Origin of the sequence: Ilumatobacter sp., assembly GCF_046290335.1 — a bacterium.
Lineage (GTDB): Bacteria > Actinomycetota > Acidimicrobiia > Acidimicrobiales > Ilumatobacteraceae > Ilumatobacter_A.
This window is the reverse complement of record NZ_JBKAGH010000006.1, coordinates 232,793-257,030: the sequence shown is the minus strand read 5'-3', so window position 1 is coordinate 257,030 and position 24,238 is coordinate 232,793. Positions and strand designations below refer to the sequence as shown.

General features: G+C 68.2%; 20 protein-coding genes. 10 read left to right on the top strand and 10 right to left on the bottom strand.

What is annotated here, in order from left to right; translation table 11 throughout:
* Positions 1 to 8 precede the first annotated feature (8 nt).
* On the bottom strand, positions 9 to 1,079 hold the full coding sequence (locus ACE37B_RS20535; RefSeq protein ID WP_409925200.1) for an LLM class flavin-dependent oxidoreductase: 1,071 nt from the start codon (positions 1,077 to 1,079) through the stop codon (positions 9 to 11).
* Positions 1,080 to 1,218: 139 nt separating this feature from the next.
* On the opposite strand from ACE37B_RS20535, the gene ACE37B_RS20530 reads away from it, so the two are divergent.
* Both ACE37B_RS20530 and ACE37B_RS20525 read left to right on the top strand, forming a co-directional pair.
* On the top strand, positions 1,219 to 2,091 hold the full coding sequence (locus tag ACE37B_RS20530) for a hypothetical protein (protein WP_409925199.1): 873 nt from the start codon (positions 1,219 to 1,221) through the stop codon (positions 2,089 to 2,091).
* A 137-nt stretch (positions 2,092 to 2,228) separates the two neighbouring features.
* Positions 2,229 to 2,981: a hypothetical protein gene (locus ACE37B_RS20525; RefSeq protein ID WP_409925198.1), complete on the top strand. Its 753-nt coding sequence runs from the start codon at positions 2,229 to 2,231 to the stop codon at positions 2,979 to 2,981.
* Between the two features lie 18 nt (positions 2,982 to 2,999).
* Here the strand turns inward: ACE37B_RS20525 and ACE37B_RS20520 are convergent, their stop codons facing one another.
* Positions 3,000 to 3,209, bottom strand: a complete 210-nt coding sequence (locus ACE37B_RS20520) for a hypothetical protein (RefSeq protein WP_409925197.1) — start codon at positions 3,207 to 3,209, stop codon at positions 3,000 to 3,002.
* Between the two features lie 85 nt (positions 3,210 to 3,294).
* On the opposite strand from ACE37B_RS20520, the gene ACE37B_RS20515 reads away from it, so the two are divergent.
* From ACE37B_RS20515 to ACE37B_RS20500, 4 genes are all read left to right on the top strand, one after another.
* Positions 3,295 to 4,617, top strand: a complete 1,323-nt coding sequence (locus ACE37B_RS20515) for an aspartate aminotransferase family protein (protein ID WP_409925196.1) — start codon at positions 3,295 to 3,297, stop codon at positions 4,615 to 4,617.
* A 79-nt stretch (positions 4,618 to 4,696) separates the two neighbouring features.
* On the top strand, positions 4,697 to 6,448 hold the full coding sequence (locus tag ACE37B_RS20510) for an N-acyl-D-amino-acid deacylase family protein (RefSeq protein WP_409925195.1): 1,752 nt from the start codon (positions 4,697 to 4,699) through the stop codon (positions 6,446 to 6,448).
* 20 nt (positions 6,449 to 6,468) lie between these two features.
* The gene (locus tag ACE37B_RS20505; protein ID WP_409925194.1) at positions 6,469 to 7,482 is read left to right on the top strand and encodes a TauD/TfdA family dioxygenase; all 1,014 of its coding nucleotides are present in this window, start codon (positions 6,469 to 6,471) and stop codon (positions 7,480 to 7,482) included.
* A 96-nt stretch (positions 7,483 to 7,578) separates the two neighbouring features.
* On the top strand, positions 7,579 to 11,145 hold the full coding sequence (locus ACE37B_RS20500) for a hypothetical protein (RefSeq protein ID WP_409925193.1): 3,567 nt from the start codon (positions 7,579 to 7,581) through the stop codon (positions 11,143 to 11,145).
* Positions 11,146 to 11,170: 25 nt separating this feature from the next.
* Here ACE37B_RS20500 and ACE37B_RS20495 read toward each other — a convergent pair whose 3' ends face one another.
* The 3 genes from ACE37B_RS20495 to ACE37B_RS20485 form a co-directional block, all read right to left on the bottom strand.
* Positions 11,171 to 11,881 (bottom strand): CAP domain-containing protein, encoded by a 711-nt coding sequence (locus ACE37B_RS20495; RefSeq protein ID WP_409925192.1) that lies wholly within the window; start codon positions 11,879 to 11,881, stop codon positions 11,171 to 11,173.
* An 85-nt stretch (positions 11,882 to 11,966) separates the two neighbouring features.
* The gene (locus tag ACE37B_RS20490) at positions 11,967 to 12,272 is read right to left on the bottom strand and encodes an AzlD domain-containing protein (RefSeq protein WP_409925191.1); all 306 of its coding nucleotides are present in this window, start codon (positions 12,270 to 12,272) and stop codon (positions 11,967 to 11,969) included.
* Complete coding sequence (locus ACE37B_RS20485) at positions 12,265 to 13,056, bottom strand: AzlC family ABC transporter permease (protein ID WP_409925190.1); 792 nt, start codon at positions 13,054 to 13,056, stop codon at positions 12,265 to 12,267. Before ACE37B_RS20485 ends, ACE37B_RS20490 begins: the two co-directional genes overlap by 8 nt.
* Positions 13,057 to 13,225: 169 nt before the next feature.
* On the opposite strand from ACE37B_RS20485, the gene ACE37B_RS20480 reads away from it, so the two are divergent.
* Together ACE37B_RS20480 and ACE37B_RS20475 are read left to right on the top strand one after the other, a co-directional pair.
* Positions 13,226 to 14,056, top strand: coding sequence for an LppX_LprAFG lipoprotein (locus ACE37B_RS20480; RefSeq protein WP_409925189.1), 831 nt, complete (start codon positions 13,226 to 13,228; stop codon positions 14,054 to 14,056).
* On the top strand, positions 14,053 to 16,596 hold the full coding sequence (locus tag ACE37B_RS20475) for an MFS transporter (protein ID WP_409925188.1): 2,544 nt from the start codon (positions 14,053 to 14,055) through the stop codon (positions 16,594 to 16,596). Before ACE37B_RS20480 ends, ACE37B_RS20475 begins: the two co-directional genes overlap by 4 nt.
* A gap of 47 nt (positions 16,597 to 16,643) precedes the next feature.
* Here ACE37B_RS20475 and ACE37B_RS20470 read toward each other — a convergent pair whose 3' ends face one another.
* Positions 16,644 to 17,852 carry an HDOD domain-containing protein gene (locus ACE37B_RS20470; RefSeq protein WP_409925187.1) on the bottom strand — a complete coding sequence of 403 codons (1,209 nt, stop codon included), beginning with the start codon at positions 17,850 to 17,852 and terminating at the stop codon, positions 16,644 to 16,646.
* Positions 17,849 to 19,294 carry a sensor histidine kinase gene (locus tag ACE37B_RS20465; RefSeq protein WP_409925186.1) on the bottom strand — a complete coding sequence of 482 codons (1,446 nt, stop codon included), beginning with the start codon at positions 19,292 to 19,294 and terminating at the stop codon, positions 17,849 to 17,851. Before ACE37B_RS20465 ends, ACE37B_RS20470 begins: the two co-directional genes overlap by 4 nt.
* Positions 19,295 to 19,374: 80 nt before the next feature.
* On the opposite strand from ACE37B_RS20465, the gene trmB reads away from it, so the two are divergent.
* Together trmB and bmt are read left to right on the top strand one after the other, a co-directional pair.
* A complete protein-coding gene (trmB, locus tag ACE37B_RS20460; protein WP_409925185.1) occupies positions 19,375 to 21,141 on the top strand; it encodes a tRNA (guanosine(46)-N7)-methyltransferase TrmB in 1,767 nt (588 codons plus the stop codon).
* A gap of 46 nt (positions 21,142 to 21,187) precedes the next feature.
* Positions 21,188 to 22,174, top strand: a complete 987-nt coding sequence (gene bmt, locus ACE37B_RS20455) for a betaine--homocysteine S-methyltransferase (protein WP_409925184.1) — start codon at positions 21,188 to 21,190, stop codon at positions 22,172 to 22,174.
* 13 nt (positions 22,175 to 22,187) lie between these two features.
* On the opposite strand, the gene ACE37B_RS20450 is transcribed toward bmt, so the two are convergent.
* Genes ACE37B_RS20450 through ACE37B_RS20440 form a run of 3 tightly spaced genes read right to left on the bottom strand, consistent with a single transcriptional unit; the run spans position 22,188 to position 24,185 of the window.
* Positions 22,188 to 23,399 (bottom strand): 5-(carboxyamino)imidazole ribonucleotide synthase, encoded by a 1,212-nt coding sequence (locus ACE37B_RS20450; protein WP_409925183.1) that lies wholly within the window; start codon positions 23,397 to 23,399, stop codon positions 22,188 to 22,190.
* Positions 23,400 to 23,409: 10 nt separating this feature from the next.
* The gene (purE, locus tag ACE37B_RS20445) at positions 23,410 to 23,883 is read right to left on the bottom strand and encodes a 5-(carboxyamino)imidazole ribonucleotide mutase (protein WP_409925256.1); all 474 of its coding nucleotides are present in this window, start codon (positions 23,881 to 23,883) and stop codon (positions 23,410 to 23,412) included.
* A gap of 29 nt (positions 23,884 to 23,912) precedes the next feature.
* Complete coding sequence (locus ACE37B_RS20440) at positions 23,913 to 24,185, bottom strand: hypothetical protein (protein ID WP_409925182.1); 273 nt, start codon at positions 24,183 to 24,185, stop codon at positions 23,913 to 23,915.
* Positions 24,186 to 24,238 lie beyond the last annotated feature (53 nt).

The window sequence follows — 24,238 nt, the reverse complement described above, 5'->3', positions numbered from 1 at the left end:
TGAGTCTCTCAGCCGAGCGCGATCAATTCGCGCGACACGTCGCGAATCACGCGCTCCTTGGCCTCGAGCGGCGGCAGGACGACGATCTGATCCAACCCGGCCTCGCCGAGTTCGGTCACGCGCTCGCGCAGTGCGGCGGGTTCACCGACGAGACACGACCGCTCGATGAGTTCCTTGGTGACGAAACGCTCCTCGTCCGGGATCACCCAGCAGTTGTGCCCGAGGTGCGTGCGCAGATGCCGCCGCTCGACCGGTACCGACTCGACGGCCGCCACGTAGTCGTCCCACATGCCGTGCAGGTGTCGCCCGGGCTCGCGACCCAGCTGCACGTACTGCTCGTAGGTGTAGTGGAGCGCAGCGATCGCGAACGCGCCCACCTCCCGCTTCACCCGATCGGAATCGATGGCTTCTCCGGGCTGCAGCACGCACACGGTCGTGAGGGTCGAGATCGGGAAGTCGGCGCGCTCGGTCGAGCGACCGTGTTCCTGGCGTCGCTCCGTGACGGCGGCGCGCAGCCCTCGGATCGCGTTCGGATCGGGCGGCGCCGAGGTGATCAGACCATCGCCGTGCTTCGCCGCGAGATCCAGTGCTCGCGGTCCGAAGGCCGACACGTGGATCGGGACCGGTGGGTCGAAGCGGACGAAACCGTCGTCGGGCATGAGGTGGCGGATCGGGGCCCGATGCCCGCGCCACTCGTAGTCGATCTCCTCGCCGCGCAGCAGCGGGCGAAGATCCGCGAGGTAGCGGTCGAACTCGGCGATTCGCAGCGGTTTGTGGCCCATGATGCGCATCGCCGTGTTCCCGGTCCCGATGCCGCAGAACGCGCGTCCGGGTGCGAGTTCGTTGATCGTCGCCATCGCCGCAGCCGTCACCGGCGCGAGTCGTGTGCCGGCGACGGCCACACCGGTGCCGACGTGCATCGTGGTCGTCCGATCGGCGACGAGCGCGAGCATCGCGTAGACGTCGGACCAGATCATCTGGCTGTCGGCCATCCACGCATGGGTGAAGCCGAGTTGCTCGGCCTCGACGACGTAGTCGAGATCAGCGGGGCGGGAGGCGACACAGATACCGAAGTCCATCGATGCAGCGTGCCAGAACCGGGACCAGCGTCGCCCGCCGGAGGAATCAGCGCGCGAAAAGTGCAAGACCGAGCTGCCGCCGAGCTCTTGGACCGTGACGGAGCCGCACCGGGCGGCCCCGACCGAAGGAGAACCTCACATGACTGCCGACTCGACCAGCAACCTGACCAGCGACGCCACCGTCATCGTGACCAGCGGCACGGCGTCGGATGCGACGATCGCACCGTCGAACTCGCGTCGTTCCGGGCGCCCGGTCGTCTTCGCGTTGGCGTTGGCCGGGGTCGTCGCGTTCAGCGGGTGCAGCGCCATCGCCGACAAGGCGACCGAGGAAGGCGTCGAGCGCATGATCGAATCGAGCCTCGACGACGAACTCGGCGACGTCGACATCGACTTCGGCGGGCTGATGGGCGATGGCGGCGGCGACTTCAGCATCCGCACCGACGACGGCTCGTTCTCGTTCGGCGAGGACGGCAGCATCGTCATCGACACCCCCGACGGCACCTTCACCGGGCAGGCCGACGACGCCGGCATCTCGCTCGAGGGCGACGACGGCAGCCGGTTCGACATGGAGTTCGACACGGAGTTCGACACCGAGTTCGACACGGAGTTCGACACGGAGTTCGACACGGAGTTCGACGACGCCGGCGACGGTTCGGGTTCGATCAGCTTCGAGACGGCCGACGGCGAGTTCAGCAGCCAGTTCGGCGACGAGGCCTGGAGCATCTGGCCGAGCGACGTGCCTCGCCCCGACTTCGATCGCGATCCGTGGGTCAGCGGCACCGAGACCGACGGCGTGATCTGGATCCTCGCCGGCGGCACCAGCGATGCTGCACCCGCGACCGCACTTGCCAGCTACACCGAGCGGTTCAGCGGGTACGAGGTGACGACCGAGTCGTGGGACGGCAGCGAGATCGCCACCCTCACCAACGGCACCTACACCGTGATCGCCTCGGCGAACCACGACGACTACCTCGGCGCCACGGCGCTCTCGGTCAGCCTCAGCAGCCTGTGACGACCGGGCGAAATCGACCTCACACCACACCGTCGACGACGTAGCCTCGCCAGAGTCCACGACCGCCAGTGTCCACGACCATTCGCCGCCCCCTCATCAGCCGGCACCCGCCACTTCTCGACCATCGGAGCCTCACCATGTCACGCACCATCTCCACCAAGCACCCACTCCTCGGCGGCCTCGCCGTCGTCGCACTCATCGGCACTGCCTGCGGTGGCGAATCCACCCAGGAAGCAGCGCTCGAGCGACTGATCGAGAGCGAATCGGGCGAAGACATCGACCTCGATTTCGACGGCGACGGCGGCTTCTCCGTGCAGACCGAAGACGGCGAGTTCTCGATGAACATCGACGAAGACGGCAACGTCCAGTTCCAGAGCGACGAAGGCTCCGGTGAGTTCTCCTCCGACGGCGACGGCGGCGGCGAGCTGACCTTCGAGGGCGAGGACGGCTCGGCGTCGGTCGACGTCGACGAGGACGGCAGCTTCGTCGTCACCGACGAGGACGGCAACGTCATCAGTGGCGCCTCGAGCGACGACGGCACCTTCACCGTCGAAGGCGAGGACGGCTCGGCCAGTTTCTCATCGGGAGCGGGCATCCCCGAGGAATGGCCCACCGACGTACCGCGGCCGGACGGTCTGAGCGACATCACCAACACCTACTTCAACGAGGCCGGAGCGATCAGCGTCGTCGTGAACGGCATCGCAAGCGCTGACACGTTCGCTGCCTACGCAGCTGCCCTACAAAGCGCGGGTTTCAGCGAGGACACCGAGCCGTTCGAGAGCGAGACCTTCTCGAGCGCCAGCTACGCCCGCGGCGAGGAGGTGGTGACGATGACCTCGACGCCCACCACCGGCGGCGTGCAGATCAGCATCATCTACACCTCGTCCTGATTCGGTTCGCGGCGCTGCTCAACCCGACACGAGGGTTGCGATCGCCCAGATCGCAGCCACCAGTCCGATCGCCGAATAGCCGAGGCTTCGCACGACCGGCGCACGTTCGAGGTTCGAGTCGTCGAGTTGCTTGTCGGGTGGGCGCACCACTGCGAGCAGATTGCCGACGAACAACGCTCCGCCGAATGCCAGCACCAAGAACGGCAAGAGATCGTCGCCGAGGAACATGGAGCCAGGATACGGCCGCCGTCCGGCGACAGAGTGGGTCAGACCCACTCTGTCGCTCGACGCCCAGCGGTGCCATGCTCGCGCGATGACGTTCGATCCATCGCTCGACACCGCCCCGGCCACGCCGCTCGACACGGCGGTGGATGCAGCCCGCCAGCGCTACGTCGACGACCGGCCGGTATCGGCTGCCTGGTCGGATCGGGCTCAGCGGGTACAGCCCGGCGGCAACACCCGCTCGGTGCTGTACTTCGACCCCTTCCCGTTCCGCGTCGAACGCGCCGAGGGCCGATACCTGTGGGACGTCGACGGGCACCGCTACGTCGACCTGCTCGGCAACTACACCGCCGGGCTCCTCGGCCACTCACCCCAGCCGGTGCTCGACGCGGCTCGCATCGCTCTCGAGTCGGGTTGGTCGCTCGGCTCGGTCCACACCAACGAGGTCCGGCTCGCCGAACTGCTCGTCGATCGCTTCGAGTCGATCCAGCAGATCCGCTTCACCAACTCCGGCACCGAAGCGAACCTGATGGCGCTGGCCGTCGCGCTCCATCACACCGGGAGGGGCAAGATCGTCGTGTTCCGCAACGGCTACCACGGCGGCGTGATCACGTTCGGCGACGCGTCGAGCCCGGTCAACGTGCCCCACGACTGGCTGCTGTGCGACTACAACGACCTCGGCTCCGTCGACGCTGCGTTCGACGAACACGGTGACGACGTCGCCGCCGTCCTGGTGGAGCCGATGCAGGGTTCCGGCGGCTGCGTTCCGGCGACGACGCCCTTCCTCACCGGGCTCCGGAACCTTTGCGACCGACACGGCGCGCTGCTGATCTTCGACGAGGTGATGACGTCACGGTTCTCACCGGGTGGCGCGCAGCAACTGCTCGGGATCACGCCCGACGTGACGACGCTCGGCAAGTACCTGGCGGGCGGTCTGACGTTCGGAGCGTTCGGCGGCCGCGCTGACGTGATGCGCCACTTCGATCCGACGTCGGGCGGCACGTTGGGCCACGCAGGAACGTTCAACAACAACGTCGCGTCGATGGCGGCGGGCGTCGCCGCGCTGACCGAAGTGCTGACCCCCGAGGTGCTCGCCGACACGCACGCACGAGGCGACCGCCTGCGGACGCGTCTCAACGAGACGTTCACGGCTGCGGGGGTCCCGATGTGCGCGACCGGCACCGGCTCGTTGATGAACGTCCACGGCACGACGGGCCCGGTCGTCACCGCCGACGATCTCAGCGACTCCGATGATCGCTGGAAGGCGTTGCTGTTCTTCCGTCTGCTCGAGGCCGGCTTCTACATCGCGCGACGAGGGTTCATCGCGCTGAGCATCGAGATCACCGACGACGACATCGACGACGTCGTGGCAGTGGTGCGAGAGATGGCAGCGGAGATGGCAGCGACGTCGTGACTGCGATGCGACAGAGTGGATCTGACCCACTCTGTCGCTTCGACATCGGGGGTGGGGTGCGGAGGTGGGAGCATGGGGGATGGCTGAATTCGACCTGATCGTTCGCAACGGCACGCTGATCGACGGCACCGGCGCCGAACCCCGGCACGCCGACGTCGCGGTACGAGACGGCGTGATCGTCGACGTCGGACGCGTCGACGGCACGGCGGATCGCCAGATCGATGCCGACGGTGCACTCGTCATTCCTGGCATCGTCGACATCCACGCGCACTACGACGGCCAGGCGACGTGGGAGGAGCGCATGCAACCGTCCTCGTGGCACGGCGTGACGACCGTCGTGATGGGCAACTGCGGTGTCGGGTTCGCTCCGGTCCACGACATCGATCACGACCGACTCATCGAGCTCATGGAAGGCGTCGAAGACATCCCCGGCGCCGCGTTGCACGAAGGCCTCGCGTGGAACTGGAATTCGTTCGGTGAGTTCCTCGACGCCGTCGACGCCCGACCGCACGACATCGACATCGCCGCGCAGGTGCCCCATGGCGCGCTGCGACTCCACGTCATGGGCGAGCGTGGAGCGAACCACGAAGACGCGACCCCTGACGACATCGCGTCGATGGCCGAACTCGCTCGGGAGGGCATCGAGGCGGGTGCGCTCGGTTTCACCACCAGCCGGACCCGCAACCACAAGACCTCGACCGGCGCGTACACCCCGACGCTGACCGCGGCGCCCGACGAGTTGATCGGCATCGCCGAAGGCGTCGGCGCGACGGGAACCGGCGTGCTGCAGGTCGTGTCCGACTTCCTCGACGTCGACGCCGAGTTCGCGACGCTGCGGGCGATGATCGAGCGGTCAGGTCGCCCGATGTCGATCTCGGTCGCTCGCAATCCGATGGTGCCCGACGCCTACCGCGGCATCCTCGACCACATCAGCGCGGCGAACGCCGACGGGTTGTCGATCACCGGTCAGGTCGCCGCCCGCGCCGTCGGATTGATCCTCGGACTCGAGTGCACGCTCAACCCGTTCCTCACGAACCCGGTCTTCGCCGAGATCGCGAATCGACCGATCGCCGAGCAGGCCGCCGCGCTACGCGACCCGGCGTTCCGCGACCGGCTGCTCGCCAGCCACCGCCAGCATCAGGCGACACGCGAACGCGACAAGCTCGGCGGTTCGCTGATCACCAAGTTCGAGCTGCTGTTCGAGATGGCCGACGAGCCCGACTACGAACCCGCGCTCGCCGACTCGCTCCACGGCCGGGCGACCGCCGCGGGCACGACCCCGGAGGAACTGGCGATCGACGCCATGCTCGGACCGGACGGCGACGGCTCCGGCCTGTTGTACCTGCCGTTCCTCAACTACGTCGACGGACGCCTCGACGCGGTCCACGAGATGCTCACCCACCCGTTCACCGTGCCCGGACTCGGCGACGGCGGCGCTCACGTCGGCACGATCTGTGACGGCAGCTTCCCGACCACCCTGCTGCAGTACTGGGGTCGCGATCGCGACCATGACACGATCGACCTGGCGTTCCTCGTGCAACGGCACTGCCAGCAGACGGCACGCACGGTCGGGCTGTTCGACCGAGGCGTCGTCGCTCCCGGCTACCGGGCCGACCTCAACGTCGTCGACTTCGACCGACTCCGCCTCCACAAACCCACGATCGCGCACGACCTCCCGGCTGGTGGCCGCCGCCTGCTCCAGCGCGCCGACGGCTGGCTCCACACGATCGTCGCCGGCCAGGAGACGTACCGCAACGGTGAAGCCACCGGTGCGCTCCCCGGTCGCCTGATTCGCGGCGCCAAGCGTTCGCCGAGCGGAGCGATGGCGTGAACCCCGTCGCGCATGACCCGATGACCGTGGCCCCACTCGAGACGCATGCCGAGTGGCGAGCCGCCGATGTCGCCGATCCCGATGCGTGGACGATGCGACTCGACGCCGCCGATCTCGACGAACTCGACGGTGCGCTGACGACGGCGAAAGCGGCCTGCACCGACCTCCTCGACGTGACACGCGACGTGTTCCCACTGCCGACTCTGGCCCCTCGCCTCGCCGACTTCGCTCGCGGTCTGATCGACGGACGCGGCTTCGGTCGCATCGGCACCCTCGACGTCGAACGCCTCGGCGCCGACGACTCGTCGTGGATCTACTGGGGCATCGGCCTGCACCTCGGCGACCCGTGGCCACAGAACGCGAAGGGGCACCTGCTCGGCGACGTCCGCGATCAGGGCAAGGCGCCCGACGACCCGACCGCACGCGGCAACGAGATCGGCGGACATCCGCTCACGTTTCACAGCGATGGTTCCGACCTCGTCGGGTTGCTGTGTCTCGACAGCGGGGTCAGCGGCGGCGAGAGCATGATCGCCAACGCGCTGTTTGCTCACAACGAACTGGTGCGCACCCAGCCCGACCTCGCCGCCGAGCTGTACGAACCGCTCCCCTACGACTTCCGTGGTGAGCAGCAAGCCGGGTCGCGCCCGTACTACTCGGTACCCACGTTCACCGCACACCGCGACCGTCTGTTCGTCCGCTACATCCGCCCGTTCATCGAAGCGTCACAGCGCCACGACGAGGCGCCGCGCCTCACCGACGCTCAACGGGCCGCGATGGATGCCTACGACGCGCTGATCCACGACGCCGACAACCAGGTGGAGATGCTCCTGCAACCGGGCGAGATGCAGTTCATCAACAACTACCACGTGCTCCACGGGCGCCGCCGCTACGTCGACGACCCGGCGAAGGGTCGCGTCCGATGGCTCAAGCGACTGTGGCTGGCCACCGACGTGCTCGGCCCCGACGATCGGCCCGAGCGGTACCAGCGCAGCGGCGCCATGACCCATTGGGGCGCTCGGCGCACCAAAGCCTGAACTCCTCCTCGACTCACCTCCGGTACCCGAAACCCCCGACACCGGTTGCGGCGACGGTTCACAGCCGGTTCACGGCGCTCTGGTCCGGTGGGCGACATGTTGAGAGGACCGAACACGAAGCCCGTCACCCGTTCCGTCGTCGCCCTGCTCCTGGTCGCGTCCGCCGTGATTCCTGTCGGGCTGGCCGGGCTCGGTGAATCACCGACCGTGCAGGCAGCGGGTCCCGGCACGATCGCCGTCGGTGGCGACCACGCGTGCGCCATCCTCGTCGATGCCACGGTGGCCTGCTGGGGTCAGAACGACGACGGACAGCTCGGCGACGACTCCACCGATCCGTCGTCGACACCCGTCGCCGTGACCGGCCTCAGCAACGTCGTCGACCTAGCCCTCGGTGACCGCTTCTCGTGCGCGCTGTTGGCGACCGGCGAAGCGAAGTGTTGGGGCGCCAACAACGCTGGAGCGCTCGGCACCGGGTCGCTGGGCCTCTCGCAGGACACACCCCAAGATGTCATCGGTCTCACCGACCTCGTGGACATCGCTGCTGGTACGGGTCACGCCTGCGCGATCGACGCCGTCGGCGACGGGTGGTGCTGGGGATCGAACGGAGCTGGCCAGCTCGGCATCGGCACCTCAGGGTCCGCCAATCCCACACCGACGGCACTCGATTCGGCGGAGTCCTACATCTCGATCGCCGCGAGCGGCTTTTGGACCTGCGGCGTCGTCGATACGGGTGACGTCGACTGCTGGGGCAACGGAGCATTCTCCAAGTTGTCCCCGACGAGCGACGCCGATCGCAACTCACCGTTCACGCGCGCTGGGCTCGGCGGCGTCGCCGACCTCGCGTTGGGCGACAACCACGGGTGCGCGCTTCGCGGCGACGGTTCGGTTGCATGCTGGGGCGCCTCGCACGACGGGCAGACGGCCAACGGATTCAACACCCCCTCCGAGACTCCCCTCGACGCCCCCGGTCTGGACGACGTCGTGCACATCTCGAGCGGATCGCAGCACACGTGCGTGACCCGCGCGACGGGCGTCGTCGAGTGCTGGGGCGACAACGACTTCGGCCAGCTCCTCAACGACACGACGACCGACGCGAGCGCGCCGTTCCTCGTTCCCGGCCTCACCACGGCGACCGGAGTCGCCGCAGGTAGCGACATGACCTGCGTCTTGCTCGACACCGGTGAGGTCCGATGCGGAGGCGAGAACAATGCGGGCGGCACCGGGCGCGCCCCGACCTCGGTCATCGCCTCCCCGACGGACCGAGCCGATCTGCCCATCGCGACATCGGTGGCCACGAGCGACGACCACACCTGCGTCACTCTGTTCGACGGAACCGTCGAATGCTGGGGCCTCAACAGCAACGGTCAGGTCGGCGACGGCACCACCGTGAGCCCGCGCACCAACCCGACCGAGGCCGGGTCGTTCAACAACGCCACACAGGTGGCGACGAGCCTCGAGCACAGCTGCGCACGGCGTTCCACCGGTGCGGTGTCTTGTTGGGGGCGCAACGCCAATGGCCAGGTCGGCTCGGGCAGCGGAGCGCTTCGGCTCCTCGATCCCACCACCGTGGTGTCGCTGAGCACTGCCGAGCAGGTCGTTGCCGGCGGCAGCTCGGCCTGCGCTCGGGGGGCGACCGGCGCGGTGTCGTGCTGGGGCGACGGCGATGACGGGCAGCTCGGCGACGGCAACGGCGCCGATGCGTCCACCCCGGTGTCGGTGTCCACCATGACCAACGCGGTCGACATCGATCTCAACCGAGGCCACGCGTGCGCGGCGAAGAGCGACGGCACCGCGTGGTGTTGGGGCAGCAACTTCGCCGGCAAGCTCGGCGACGGCACCACGACCGCTCGTTTGTCACCGGTGCAGGTGGTCGGTCTCACCGACATCGTCGAGGTGGCGGTGGGCATTCAGCATTCGTGCGCGGCAGAGTCGGACGGCACCGTGTGGTGCTGGGGGCAGAACACCCAAGGTCAGCTCGGTGACGGCACGACGTCCGGTTCGCTCGTGCCGATCGAGGTGACCGGCGCGGGTGCGGGCGTCGACGAACTGGTCGCCGGCGAACTTCACACATGCGCACGAGCCGCCGCCGGCACCGTGACCTGCTGGGGCCGCAACACGTCCGGCCAGCTCGGCGACCCGACCGCCGCGTTCCGCGAGCTCTCGCCGATCACGGTGCCGGGGCTCGCGTCGGTCGTCCAGATGAGCGCCGGCGACAACTCGAACTGCGTCCTGCGCTCCGACGGCACGGTCGCCTGTTGGGGCGAGAACGTCTTCGGGGCCATCGGCCCGCCCAGTTGGGATCCCACACCGGTGTCGGTGTCGCTCCCCGACGACGCGGCCCAGCCCACGAGCACCACGTCGACGACGTCCACGACCACCACCACGACCACCACCACGACCACCACCACCACGACCACCACGACCACCGTCCCGACGACGAGTACCCCGACGACGAGTGCTCCGACGACGGTTCCGGGCGGCCCGACCGAGCCGGATCCCGAGGTGTTCACACCGGTCGGCCCCGTTCGACTCGTCGAGACCCGCGACATCGACGCCTCCTCCACCGTCGACGGCGACGACGACGGCATCGGAAGACGCACGGCCGGGTCGAACACCCCGATCCAGATCGCAAGCCGGGGCGGCATCCCCGACGACGCCGCAGCGGTCGTCGTCAACGTGACGGCGATCGGGGCCGATGCGACGGGCTTCGTCACCGTCCATCCGTGTCTCGACGACCGCCCGAGCACGGCCAGTCTCAACTACACCGCTGGCGTCAACCTCGGCAACGAGATCATCGCCGAGCTCGACGGCGATGGGCAGCTGTGCCTGTACACCTCCGCCGACATCCACGTCACCGTCGACGCTGTGGCATTCCTCGGAGATTCGTCGCCATACCGAGCGGTCGGACCCGCCCGGCTGGCAGACACCCGTGCCATCGGGCAGACCGTCGACGATCGATTCGCTGCGATCGGCCGCCTCGACGCGGGCGACAGCCTGGTGCTCGACGTCGCCGGCCGCGCCGGCATTCCTGGCGGAGCGGAAGCGGCGGTGCTGTACGTGACCGCAGTACGTGCCGACGGCGTCGGCTTCATTACTGCGCATCCGTGCGCGGCCGCTCCCCCCACGGCGGCATCGCTCAACTTCGTCGCTGGCGTCAACCGCGGCAACGAACTCGTTGCACCGCTGAGCGACGACGGGCGGGTCTGCATCTTCACGTCGACCGGCACCGACGTCACCGTCGATGTCGTCGGCTTCCTCCCCGCAGGCACTCGCTACACAGCGGTCACGCCAGCACGTCTGCTCGAGACGCGCACCGCCGCCGGTCTCACCACCACCGATGGTGAGTCGGCCAACGAGGGCCGCACCACCGCCGGCGGTACGGTCCGTCTCGCCGTCGCCGGGCGGGGAGGAGTGCCCGTCGACGCAACCACGGCGACCATCAACGTCACCGCGATCGGAGCACCGGGCGTCGGCTTCGTCACGGTGCACCCCTGCCTGTCACAGGTGCCCAACGCGTCGTCGCTGAACCACGTCGGTGGAGTGAACGGTGGCAACGAGATCATCGCTCAACTCGACGACGACGGCGACATGTGTCTGTTCACCAGCGCGTCGGTCCACCTCACGGTCGACGTTGCCGGCTACACCCGGTCGGAGACCGCGTGAGCCGAGCACATTCCGATGAGAGCGATCAGCACCAGGCGGGGTTGTAGACGCCAGGTGGGGCGGGCACTCCTTGCGGGCGAGCGAACTTCTGCGTCCACCAGATCCGGTAGCTCGTCGCTGTCTCGAGGTATCCGACGCCGAGTTCGGTGTAGCCAGGGTTCAAGATGTTGCGACAGTGGCCGGGGCTGTTCATCCAGCCAGCCATCACCGCCTCGGCCGTGCGGTATCCGGCCGCGACGTTCTCGCCCCACGAACTGAAGGGGTACCCCGTCGCGGCGATCCGCTCACCGGGGCCGGTGCCGTTCGGAGCGACGTGGTAGATGTCCCCGGCGGCCGCTTGATCACTGGTGTGGCGATCGGCAGCTTCGGTCAGGCGTTCGTCGAGCTCCAGCGGCTGTAGGCCGCGCTGAGTGCGCTCGGCGTTGACGAGGCTCAAGATGGCGACAGCCTGCTCCGAGAACGTCGGGGGCGGCGGCGGCAACTCGACGACCGACTGCGCGTGTCCGATTCGATCGGCGGGTTCGTGGCTGGTGGCGATCCGCACGATCCCCTGCTGGCCGATCTCCGTCGAACTCGCCGAGGTCAGCGAGATCATCGACGGCAACGACAGCGGAACGAGCGACAGCACCAGTCCGAGTCCGGCAGGCAGCGCGAGGGCGCGCCAACGCGGCGTCCGGCTCGTCGGCTCGCGCTGCAACCTCACGAGCGTGGATTCGGCACCGCCGCAGATCGGCATGAGTCAAGAGTACGAGAAGTTCTGCCACTCAGTGTGGTCAGGCTGTCACGAAATCACAGTTCGTTCGCTTCGGTGACCGGCTGGTTCAGAGGGCGCGCACGAGCGCCGTCGCCGTCGCCGCGGCGATGATCACCACCACGAACGGAGCGCGGCGCCAGAGCGCAAGGCCGGCGACGGCCAGCCCGACGAGGCGAGCGTCGATCGAGACACGTTCCCCATCGCCGACCGTGGAGACGATCGCCAACGATGCGAGCAGCGCAGCCGGCAAGAGATCGACCATCGTCTGGATCCGAGTCGGCAGCTTGCGTTCGCCGAGCACGAGGGGCCCGGCCGATTTCAGCGCGAACGTCCCGGCTGCCAAGACGACGAGGACGATCGCAGCGTCACTCATCTTCGGCTCCGGCCGCGTCGTGATCGGGGGTTGCGAGTGCACCGCGCGGCGACCACACCGCCAGCGCCGCCAGCATCGAGGCGAGGATCGGCACGCCCGCCGGAGCGAACGGGGTCAAGACCACGGCGATCGCCGCCCCGACGACGGCGACGATCAGCTGCGGACGATGCACCAATCGTGGCCACAGCAACGCGAGAAACGCAGCGGGCCCCGCGACGTCGAGACCGAGGTCGGTGATCAACTCGCCCGCCTCGTCGAACACGACGAACCCGGCGATGGTCAGCAGGTTCCAGACGGCGAACACGCTGAGCCCGCCCACGAGAAACCCGTAGCGCCGCCATCTCAGTTCGTCGCTCGACGTCCCGATCGCGGTCGCTTCGTCGATCATCAACTGCGACATCGCGGCCCGCTGCCAGAACGCACCCACCAACGCCGGCGCCATGATCACACCGAACGCCAGCGACCGGACGTTCAGCAGGAGACCGGCGAGCGCCGCCGACGCGATCGATCCACCGTCGCCGAGAATCTCGACGGCAGCGAACTGCGAGCTCCCGCCGAACACGAAGACCGAGAACCCGATCGTCTCGAGCAAGGAGAGTCCGGCGGTCGCAGCTGCGGCGCCGAACACGATGGCGAAGGGTGCGACCGCGGCCGTGATCGATGCTGCCTGTCGATGGATCCGCCGACGAATCCTGCTCTCGTCCGTGCCGCAACGAGTACCGCCGCCAGCATCGCCGCCGGTGTCACGGCCCGTGTGCTCACTCCCCGGATCGGCCGTCGACATCGCCCGCACGATAGGCCGACGTCGCTCGACCGTCGTCGTTGCGGTCCATCCCGTCACGAAGCGACTGCCGCGGATCGGGAATACGTGCGATCGTGGATGGTTCCATTCATGTTCGGCGCACGTGCGGCGGCCCGTACCTCGGTGCGGTGGAAGAAACAAAGGCTCCGCCATGACGACGCTCCCTCGCTCCCCCCAACTGCACCGCCGACACCCGGCACGCTCGACGAAGGCCGTCGCGGGCGGATCTCTCACGAGGCTCGCCGCCGGGATCGCGACGGCGGGTGCGCTCCTCGCGATCAGCGCGTGCGGCGGAGGTGGCGGAGGCGAGTCCAGCGAGCCCACCGGACCGACGATTCCACCGAACCCCGACACGATCATCAGCGCGTCGGCGGCGGCCATGGGCGAGGTCGAAAGCGTCGAGTTCGAGTTACTGCGCGAGGGCGCTCCGGTGTTCATCGACAGCTTCGATGCGATCGCACTCAACCGTGCGACGGGCCAGTTCACCGTGCCCCGATCCGCTCAGGCGTTGCTCGAAGTCGAGGTCAACGGCTCGCTCACGACCGAACTCGGCGCGGTCGCCCTCGACGACGAGATCTGGCTGTCGAACCCGGTCACCGGTGCGTTCGAGACCCTGCCCGCCGGCTACGACATCGACCCCTCACTGTTCTTCGATCCCGAGAACGGATGGAAGCCGTTGATGGCCAACCTCACCGACGTCGAGTTCATCGGCACCGACGACGTCGACGGCGTCGACCGTTACCACATTCGCGGGATCGCCCCGGCAGAACAGGTCTCGATCATCACGGCCCGACTGGTCCGGAACCAAGACGTCGAGATCGACTTCTGGATCCAACCGGTGACCGGACTCGTCGCGCGCGCCGAGTTCTCGACTGAGGCAGGCGCCGACGAGTCGGTCACGATCGACTGGACGCTCGTCCTCTCCGGGTACGGCGAACCGTTCGAGATCGTGCCGCCCGAGAACGTGACTGGCACGACATGAACCACGGAGCCCACGACACGGGCGCCGTGATCATCGCGAGCCGACCCGACGGTGGTCGTCGGGTCGCCTCGCCACGAGCGATCCTGTGGACGGTCGGCTTCAGCGTCTTCGTCGCGGCCGACGACCTCACGGTGGTCTCGACGATGTTGCGCCCGATGATCGGCGACCTCGGCCTCGTGCTCCCCGATGGCCTCGACGACGCCGCGTGGATCGTCAACGCCTACCTGATCGCGTTCATCGCGATCATGCCGATCGCCGGGCGCATCAGCGACGTCATCGGTCGTCGCCGCACGTTCATGCTGGCGTACGCGACGTTCATGGTCGGCACGATCTGGATTCCGCTCGCCGACTCGCTCGGCACGCTGCTCGTCGGACGCGTGCTCACCGCGCTCGGCGGTGGCGCGATGGTGCCGGTCGCGCTCGCCGTCGTCGGCGACGTCTACCCGGCAGCGAAGCGTGCCCGAGCGCTCGGAACCCTCGGCGCGATCGAGACGCTCGGCTGGGTGTGGGGCCCGCTGTATGGTGCGATGCTCGTTCGCTTCCTGTCGTGGCAGTGGCAGTTCTGGCTCAACATCCCCCTCGCCATCGGCGGCGCTGCCGCGGTCTGGTGGGCGCTCGCCGATCACGACACGGCGCAGCGAACGACCAAGGTCGACTGGCTGGGTGCCGGTCTCCTCACCACCGGCCTCGTCTCACTCAACTTGGCGTTGCTCGGCAGCGCGGAGGTCCAGAGTGTGGAAGGGCTCGACCAACTCACCGGCAACAACGGCACCGACTACCGGGTGCTGTACCCGGTCGCTCTCGCGTCGATCGCCGGGTTCGTCTGGCAGCAACGACGACGACGCGCAACCGGCCGTGACCAGTTGATCGACACCCGCCTGTTTCGCGGCCGCAACGTGCGTGTGGCACTGATCGTGAACTTCCTCGTCGGGGCTGCGCTGGTCATCGCGATGGTCGACGTGCCGTTGTTCGTCAACGCGGTCGAGATCGATCTCGAACGCTCGGCGGTCGTCGCCGGATGGATCCTGTCGGCACTGACGGCATCGATGGCGATCGCGTCGTACGTCGGCGGTCGGGTGACCGAGCGCACATGGTACGGGCCGCCGATCCTGCTCGGCCTCGTCGCCTCGACCCTTGCGTACGGCCTGATGGGATTCACGTGGGGCGCCAGCACGCCGTACCCACTCCTCGCGTTGCAACTGGCGCTGCTCGGCGCCGGCATCGGACTCACCGTCGCACCGACCACGTCAGCAGTGGTCGACCACGCCGAACCCGACGCTCGCGGCGCCGCCGCCGCCGTCGTCATGGTCGTGCGGATGATCGGTTTGAGCGTCGGTCTGTCGGCGCTGACCGCGTGGGGGCTGGCGCGCTTCAATGCGTTGCGAGGCGACCTCGAACTCCCGCCACTCACCGACCCCGGCTTCCCCGATGCGCTTGCCGCAGCGACCCAGGAGCTCACCGCCCAGTCGATCGCCGACACCTTCCTGGCCAGCGCCGCTGCACTCGGCGTCGGACTCGCGCTCTGCGTGTTCCTCCTCCGACGGCGAGATGCCGTCGGACCCCACACCATCACTTCCCAAACCAGCCCTTCCCACACCAGCCCTTCCCACACGAACCCTCACGAGGAGGTCGCCATGTCGACCGACGACACCGATACCCCGAACACGCCGGAGACCGCGACACCTGAGACCGCGACACCCGAGTCCGCGACACCTGAGACCGCGACCCCCGAGGAGGCGCTCGCCCGTGAGGTCGGCGACACCGACGAGATGCCGGTCCTGGCGCTCGCGGCCGCCGACGGAGCGCTCGCCGGTGTCGGTGACGAGGACGGCGCGCTCGACGACGAGTACGGCGACGGCGAGACGGATCGATGGATCCAACGCCATCTCACCGCGATCGTCGCCACGTTCGCCGTCCTGCTCCTCGTGTCGCTCGTCGCGATGGCGGTCATGTTCGCTCAGGTGGTCGCCACCCAATCCGAACTCGACGACACCCGCGCCGAACTGGCCACCACACGCTCCGACATGGAACGCGTCGAGGCGGGCGCCGCGCTCTTCGCGTCACAGGTCAACGGCTTCGTCGAGACGATCGGCGAGCTCGGTCCTTCGATCGACGACGGACTCGATCAGGCCGTGACGGGCCTCGAGGAATTCGGCTCATCGACGATCGAGTTCACGGTCAACATCGACGAGAACGTGTCGATCACCGAGGACTTCGCGATCAATCGAACCGTCCAGGTCCCGATCAACACCTCGATTCCGATCGACGAAGAGTTCGACACCACGATCACGATCGACGGCCCCTTCGGCATCGACGTTCCGCTCGACATCACCGTGCCGATCGAACTCGACGTGCCGATCGAACTCACCGTCGACATTCCCATCGACGAGACGATCCCGATCGACGTCGACGTGCCCGTGCGACTCGACGTGCCGATCTCGATCGACGTCGAAGGCACCGAGTTGGCGTCGCTGGCTGCGTCGTTGATCGAAGGTCTCCGAGCGTTCCAAGACGGCCTCGGCGGACTCACCGGCAACTGAGCTCGCACTCGATCTACTGCTCGACTCCTCGATCGGGACGTGTGTTGTCAGGCCGGGATCAGGTCGTCACTCGACTCGAATGGTTCGCCGGCTCGAACGAGTTCGAGCGCGTTGTCGAGCCCCGGGTCGGCGCCCGCAACGGACGCGAGGACGAACGGGTCGAAGCCTCCCTCGAGCACGAGCCGACGCGATGCGTGCAGATAGAACGGCACGCCATCGGAACAGAAGACGTCCGGATCGCCGAGCCGATCGATCGCGTCGACGACATCGACCGGGAATCCCCAGAGCCGCAACAGATGGCAGCCGACGTCGAAACGGTCCGCGCCGAACAGCGCTCGCTCGACATCGGGATACACGTGCGTGTTCAGCGGTGCGGTCACGTTCACACTCATGCCCGGCACCCGGGCCATGACGAGGAGGCCGATCTCGTTCACCATGCCGGCGAGGAACGCCGCCCCGACGTCGTCGGCTGACGCGCTGTCGCGCAGGGCCAGCGCTCGGGCGCCATACGCCACCGACTTGCACCGATGATCGAGCAACTCCAGGTCGAGCCAACTCTCCAGGTCGCTCGCGGGCTGGTACAGAGTGTTGCCGAGCACGACCGTACGAACGAGATCGACCCCGAGCAGCGACACCGCCCGCTCCACCGACTTGACGTCACCGAAGTAACCGAAGAACGCCGAGTTGACGAGCTTGAGGACCTCCGCGGTCAGCGCGACGTCGGCGCTGAGCACCTCCGCGACACCGTTGATCGTCCACCGACCGGAGTCGACCATGTCGAGGATCTGCTTGAAGATCGTCGGCGGACTGGGCAGACGATCCGTCTGTCCGATGAGGGTACGGATCGGGTCGTACAGCCCACCGCGCGAACGGTTGCGGATGTCGTTGACGACTTGCGCGAGCGCGTCGATCTCCACGGGCTTCGACAGGAACTGCTGTGCGGGTCCGACCGCCCGAAGGGCCGCATCGCGCCCCGCCTGGCCCGACAAGACGATGCGGGCCGTGTGCGGCGAGCGCTCGCGGATCTCAGCGAGCAGCTCGGCTCCGTCCATGCCCGGCATCCGCATGTCGGTGATCACGATGTCGATGTTGCCGAGCCGGTCGAACAGTTCGAGCGCGGCCGCGGCGCCCTCGGCGACGTGCACGTCCCAGACGTGGCGGAACCGACGAGTCGAACGTCGCAGCGACTGCAACACGACCGGGTCGTCGTCGACGAACACGATCGTGAGCAGCCCTTCGGGGCTGAGGTCGCTCACGACGCGCCACCTGCCTGGGCGCTGCCCGGGTCGTCCACCCCTGCCGGGCCGTCGATCGGCAGGTCGACGGTGAACGTCGTCCCGACACCGAGCACCGATTGGACCCGGATGTCGCCGTCGTGCGCGTCGACGATTTTCTTCACGAGCGCGAGTCCCTGACCGGTGCCGCGGCCCGGCTCCTTCGTCGTGAAGCCGTTGTCGAAGGCGCGACGCTGTGTCTGTGGCGACATGCCGATCCCCGTGTCGCTCACACTGAGCCGGACGAGTCCGTCGACCATCTGCGAGTTGACCACGATCGTGCCGAGTTGACCGTTCGTCGTGCGATCCGAGATCGCCTGCGCCGCGTTCACCATCAAGCTGAGCACGACCTGCTTGAGCTGTCCGGAGTTGCAGCGCACGAGCGGCAGCGACGGTTCGAGCTGGAGGTCGAGGTTCGCGACGTAGCGCCATTCGTTGCGACACAGCGTCGACGTGCTGCGGATCGCGACGTTGAGATCGACGAAGGTCATCGAGGTGCCGGGGTGCGAGAAGTCCTTCATCGCCCGGACGATCTCGCTGATCCGGTTGAGCCCCTCACGACCCTGTTCGAGTGCACCGGGGACTTCCTCGCGGATGAACTCCATGTCGACCCGATCGAGGCACCGCTCGACGGCCGCCGGGTCGTACTCGGCGGCGATCCCGACCAGCTCGTCGATTCCGGCGACCAAGGCGAGGAACGACTCGTCGAGGAAGGTCCCGTTGTCGGACAGGAACTGCACCGGGGTGTTGATCTCGTGCGCGACGCCGGCGGCCAGTTCGCCGATCAGCTCGAGTTGACGTGCCCGCGAAACCTGCTCGTCGGTGATGTCGATGTCGGCCACGGCCTCGACCGCGCCGTCGACCTCCGCGGCGGCCTGAGCGCCTACCTTTCCACGGCGTCGCAACATCCAGACCGAGGCGACGGCGAGGACGGCCAGCATCTGGACCGCGATCCATCCGGCTGGGGACCCGACGATCGAACCGAGGCGTTCGGCGATCGACGTCGAGCCGAGTGCCGAGGAGACACCGACCACCACGCCGCCGACCGCCACGACGACGGCGACCACGCCCAGGTAGCCGAGCGCCCAGCGCGCCGGTCGGCCGGCTGCGCGACGCGGCGAGTCCGGCGACGCCGGGGTTGCTTGCGGCGGCTCGGCCGCTGGCGCCTCGATGCTCGCGTCACGAGGATGCGGAGCCGGCGCGGGCGGCGGTGGAATCGTCGCGGCTGGCCCGCTGGTGAACACCGACGAGGTCGGAGCGAGCGCGCTCGGCGGCGGAGCGACGGGGGGCGCTGTCACGGGGGGCGCTCCCGGCGCGGCGAGCGACGGCTGCGACGGGGTGGGTTCGTGACGATCGCGCATCTGTGGCGGCGCCCACGCGTCCGCTGCGCGTTCGACCGTCGCGATCCGACCTCCGGAAGACATACCTTCGATCGTCCGGTGTCGAGCGCCCTGCGCACGGGTTCTCGCGACCGCGGCGAGCATCACTCGGTAGCGTCGTCGCCGTGCAGGTCGCGGAACTCGTCGGTGCCCACGATGCAGCTCGCACGAGCACCGCATCTCGCGCGCTGGACTGGCTCGTCTCGTGCGATGTCGGGATCGATCCGACGCCGGGACGAACCCATCGAGCGACGATCGCCGAAGCGCTGCTCGTCGTGTTGTTCGCCGATCTGCTCGACCGCGTACCGAGCGCGAGGACCTACGTGCGTACGCAACTCGCGGGCGACCGCCGGATCCTGCTCGATCACGGAGCGATCCGAACCGTCGCGTGGCCGACACCGCAGCTCCCGGCGGGTATCGAACAGGTCCGGCGCGTCCTCGAACCACTCGGATGGCGTCACGCCCAGGTGTATCCGCTCCCGAAGCTGTCGATGACCGGCGGCTCGTGGACCCACCTCGACGGTCCGCCGCAGATCGGCCAGTGGTTCGTCAGCGAGTTCCATCCCGACGAGTTCTCCACCGAGTTCCGGTCGACCGTCGAGCGCGTGCTCGCCACCTCGATCGACCCGCTCGATCCGGCGACGGTGTCACGCCTCGACGAACTGACGAACGTCGGATCACTTCCCGACGACGATGCGGTGGCGGTCCTCGGCGTCGTGGCCAGCTGCTTCCGACGGCTCCACGACATGCCGTCGTTCGACGACTACGAACGGCTCAGCGCCGAATCGGCCGAGATGGCGTGGATCTCGACCGAGGGAACGTCGTTCAATCACGCCACCGATCGGGTGGCCGACGTCGCCGCCACCGCCGATGAGGAACGCATCAGCGGGCGGCCGATCAAGGACACGATCGAAGTGTCGGCATCAGGCCGGGTCCGCCAGACCGCTCACCGAGCCACGATGGTGGAGCGGACGTTCCCGTCCACCGACGGCCCCGACGTCACCACCACCGTCCCGGGCTCGTTCTTCGAGTTCATCGAACGTCGCACCGTTCCCGGCACGGGCGAACTCGATCTGGCCTTCGACACCTCGAACGCACAGGGGATCTTCGCCATGACTCGCGCCGTCCAGCACGAGCACGACGGTGACGCAACAGCGGCGACGTCGGGCACGGAGGCGCGGATCATCACGCGACCGGCGTTGACGTTCAAGGTGCGCCGGAGACGCCTGTCGCCCAAGCGCCAGCGCGAGTTCGACGAGTGGCTGCCTCGCTGGAGCATCCCCCTCGACGGACCGCCGCTCGACTGGGACGAGGTGTTCGGTCGCGACGCATCGACCTCGACGGCCGGCATCGAGCGCGGCGTGGTGCTCGACATCGGCTTCGGGCACGGCGAGTCGACGATCCAGATGGCTCGAGCCCAACCGCATCTCGACGTGATCGGCATCGAGGTCCACGATCCGGGCATCATGACCGTCATCGACGCGATCGAGAACGAACCGCTCCGGCACGTCCGGGTCGTGCACGGCGACATGATCCGGTTCTTGCGCCGCATTCCTCGCGAGTCGTTGCGAGGGGTGCGGATCTTCTTCCCCGATCCGTGGACGAAACAACGCCAGCACCACCGACGTCTCGTGCGTGCCGACGTCGTCGGCGCACTCACCGATCGACTCGAGTTCGGCGGCGAACTCCACCTCGCCACCGACATCGACGACTACGCCGAACAGATGCAGCGCACGTGCGACGCCGAGCCTCGACTGGTCGGCGGCGTCGTCGCACGGCCCGCCGAGCGTCCCATCACGCGCTTCGAGCAGCGCGGCCTCGACAACGGTCGGATCGCCACCGACCTGCGGTACCAGCGCACCGTCTCGCGCACCGACCGGGATGCGCCGTGAAACGTCACGGAACCCGCAACCGGCAGGTTTCGGGCAGACTGGTCGGATGAACATCCTCGAGGAACTTCTCGCTGAACGCGGCGTGCTGTTGATCGACGGCGCAATGGGCACCGAGTTGTTCTCGCGCGGGCTCGACTCGGGCGGTGCGCCCGAGTTGTGGAACGTCGAGCACCCCGACCGAGTCACCGCCGTGCACGCCGAGTACATCGCAGCCGGTTCCGACATCGTGCTGACCAACTCCTTCGGCGGCACCGGTTTCCGACTCAAACTGCACCTGGCCGACGATCGCGTGATCGAGCTCAACGAGGCGGCCGCACACGTCGCTCGAGCGGCTGCCGATGCGTCCGGCCGGCGAGTGATCGTGGCTGGCTCGATGGGCCCGACCGGCGAACTCCTCGAGCCGATGGGCACGATGACCCCTGAGACCTGCGCGGCGGCGTTCGCCGAGCAGGCCAAGGGCCTCGACGCCGGCGGCGCCGACGTGCTGTGGATCGAGACCATGAGCCACCTCGGCGAGATCGAAGCCGCCGTCGCCGGCGCTCGATCGGTGAGCGCGCTACCGATCTGCGCGACCCTCAGCTTCGACACCGCAGGACGCACGATGATGGGGGTCACCGGTGCCGACGCTGTCGCCCGCCTGGCCGAGATCGGCGTCGATGCCGTCGGCGCCAACTGCGGGAACAACCTCGCCGACACCGAAGCTGCGCTCATCGAGATGCGAGCGACTGATCCCGACATCTTGCTGATCAGCAAGGCCAATGCCGGGATGCCGCAGTGGGTCGGCGCCGAATTGCACTACAGCGGCACGCCCGAGACGATGGCGGCGCACGCCATCCGCCAGCGCGACGCGGGCATCCAGATCATCGGCGCGTGCTGCGGCAGCGCGCCGAGCCATCTCGCCATGATGCGTCAGGTGCTCGACGGTGCGATCGAGGTGCCCGAGGTCGACTTCGAAGCCGCCGCTCCTCGCCAGGCGGCACCGGAGCGAGTGCGCCGCGGTCAGCGCCGACGCCCCGGCACCTCAGCGGGCTGATCTCGACCGGCGGTCACCGCGCGAGCAGAGCCTCGCGCAGTGCGACGACACGACGCTCGGCCTGATCCGGCGTGTCGGCGGTGACCGTGACGTGGCCCATCTTTCGCCCCGGACGCGGCTGCGACTTGCCGTAGAGATGCAGCGTGGCGTGTGGGTCGTCGAAGATGGCCTCCCACCGCGGCTCTCGCACCCGTCCGTCGCCCCCTGACGGCAGCCACAGGTCCCCGAGCAGGTTCGCCATCGCCACCGCCGGGGCCGTCATCGACGTGTCACCGAGCCCGACGCCGCACACGGCACGAATCTGCTGTTCGAACTGGCTGGTCACGCTGGCGTCGAGCGTCCAATGACCGCTGTTGTGCGGACGCGGCGCGAGTTCGTTGACGAGCAAGGAGTCGTCGCCGTCGTGCCCCGCGACGACGAAGAACTCGACGGCGAGGACGCCGACGTAGTCGAGCGCGTCGCCGATCGCCATCGCCAGACCGATCGCTCGGTCGGCCAGAAGCGGATCGACGCGCGCCGGCACGACCGTGAGGTCGAGGACCCCGCCGACGTGACGATTCTCGGCAACGGGCCACCACTCGACTCGCGCGTCGACGGTGCGGGCGATGATCACGCTCAGCTCCGCACGGAGATCGAGTCTCGATTCCACGACGCAGTCGACTCCTCCCAGTTCGGCGAGCGCAGCGTGTACCCCCGCGACCGAATCGACCGAACGCTGCCCTTTGCCGTCGTAACCGAGTCGGGCGGTCTTGACGATCGCCCCGCCAGCGACCACCGACGAGAGACCCGTGCCGGACGCGATGCCGGACTGGTTGTCGCTCCCGTCGGCGATCACCGCGAACGACCCGACCGGGAAGCCGTTGTCGACGAGGAACGCCTTTTCGGCAATGCGGTCCTGGGCGACCGCCACCGACGCCGGACGAGGCGCCACTCGCGTGGTTGCCGCGAGGCGTTCGAGCACCGCCGCCGGCGGGTTCTCGAACTCGGTCGTGACGACGTCGCACTCACGCAGGAGCCGGTCGAGTGACGCGTGGTCGTCGTACGCAGCAACCAGGTGATCGTTCGCGTGGGCTCCGGCAGGTGCCGACGGGTCGGGATCGAGCACCACCGTTCGGTACCCCATCGCGCTCGCCGCCATCAGTGCGTACCGACCGAGTTGACCGCCACCGAGCATGCCGATCGTCGCAGGAGGAACGATCTGCTGGGTCATCGACGTCGTAGCCACCCGAACGTCCTCACGGTGCCGCGTCGGGTGGCAGCACCGACGACGCCGCACGGTCACGGAGTTCGGCGCGGTGGTCGAGCAGTCGCCGGCGCAGCTCATCGTCGTCGTGCGCGAGCAGGGAGACGGCGAAGAGCGCCGCGTTGGTCGCCCCCGCCTCGCCGATGGCGAACGTCGCGGTCGGAATGCCACCGGGCATCTGCACGATCGAGTACAGCGAATCCTGTCCCGACAGGTGCCGTGACGCGACCGGCACACCGAGCACGGGGACGATCGTCTTCGCGGCGAGCATGCCGGGGAGATGTGCCGCACCGCCCGCGCCGGCGATGATCGCTCGAAGGCCGCGCTCCAGTGCAGCTTCGGCGTACGCGAACATCTCGTCGGGCATCCGGTGGGCGCTGACGACCTTGGCTTCGTGTGCGATGTCGAACGAGGTGAGGACGTCGACGGCCTTCGACATCGTCGGCCAGTCGCTGGCCGACCCCATCACTACGCCGATCGTCGGCTGCGCGTCGCTCACCCGGCGATCATAGAAGCGGTCGGCGCAAGGACCGCGACCGTCTGCGCCGCAGCAGCGCCGAGCGGTGCTCCCGAATGCGTGGTGGAACGCACGTCGCCGAACACGACGAAGATCAACGCGAGCACGGCGATGATGACGATCACTGCCAACACCCACTCCATCGTCGGCGTCAGCAAACGACGGCGATCCAGGACCGCGTTGCGCGGCATCGTCGCACGCCCTTTCGGGTCGGTTCGGGCCTTACCGGCGTTCGTCGATTTCGCTGACATGCCACCATTCAACTCGCGACACCCCACCCGCGTCACGCCGTTTCGCAAACCAT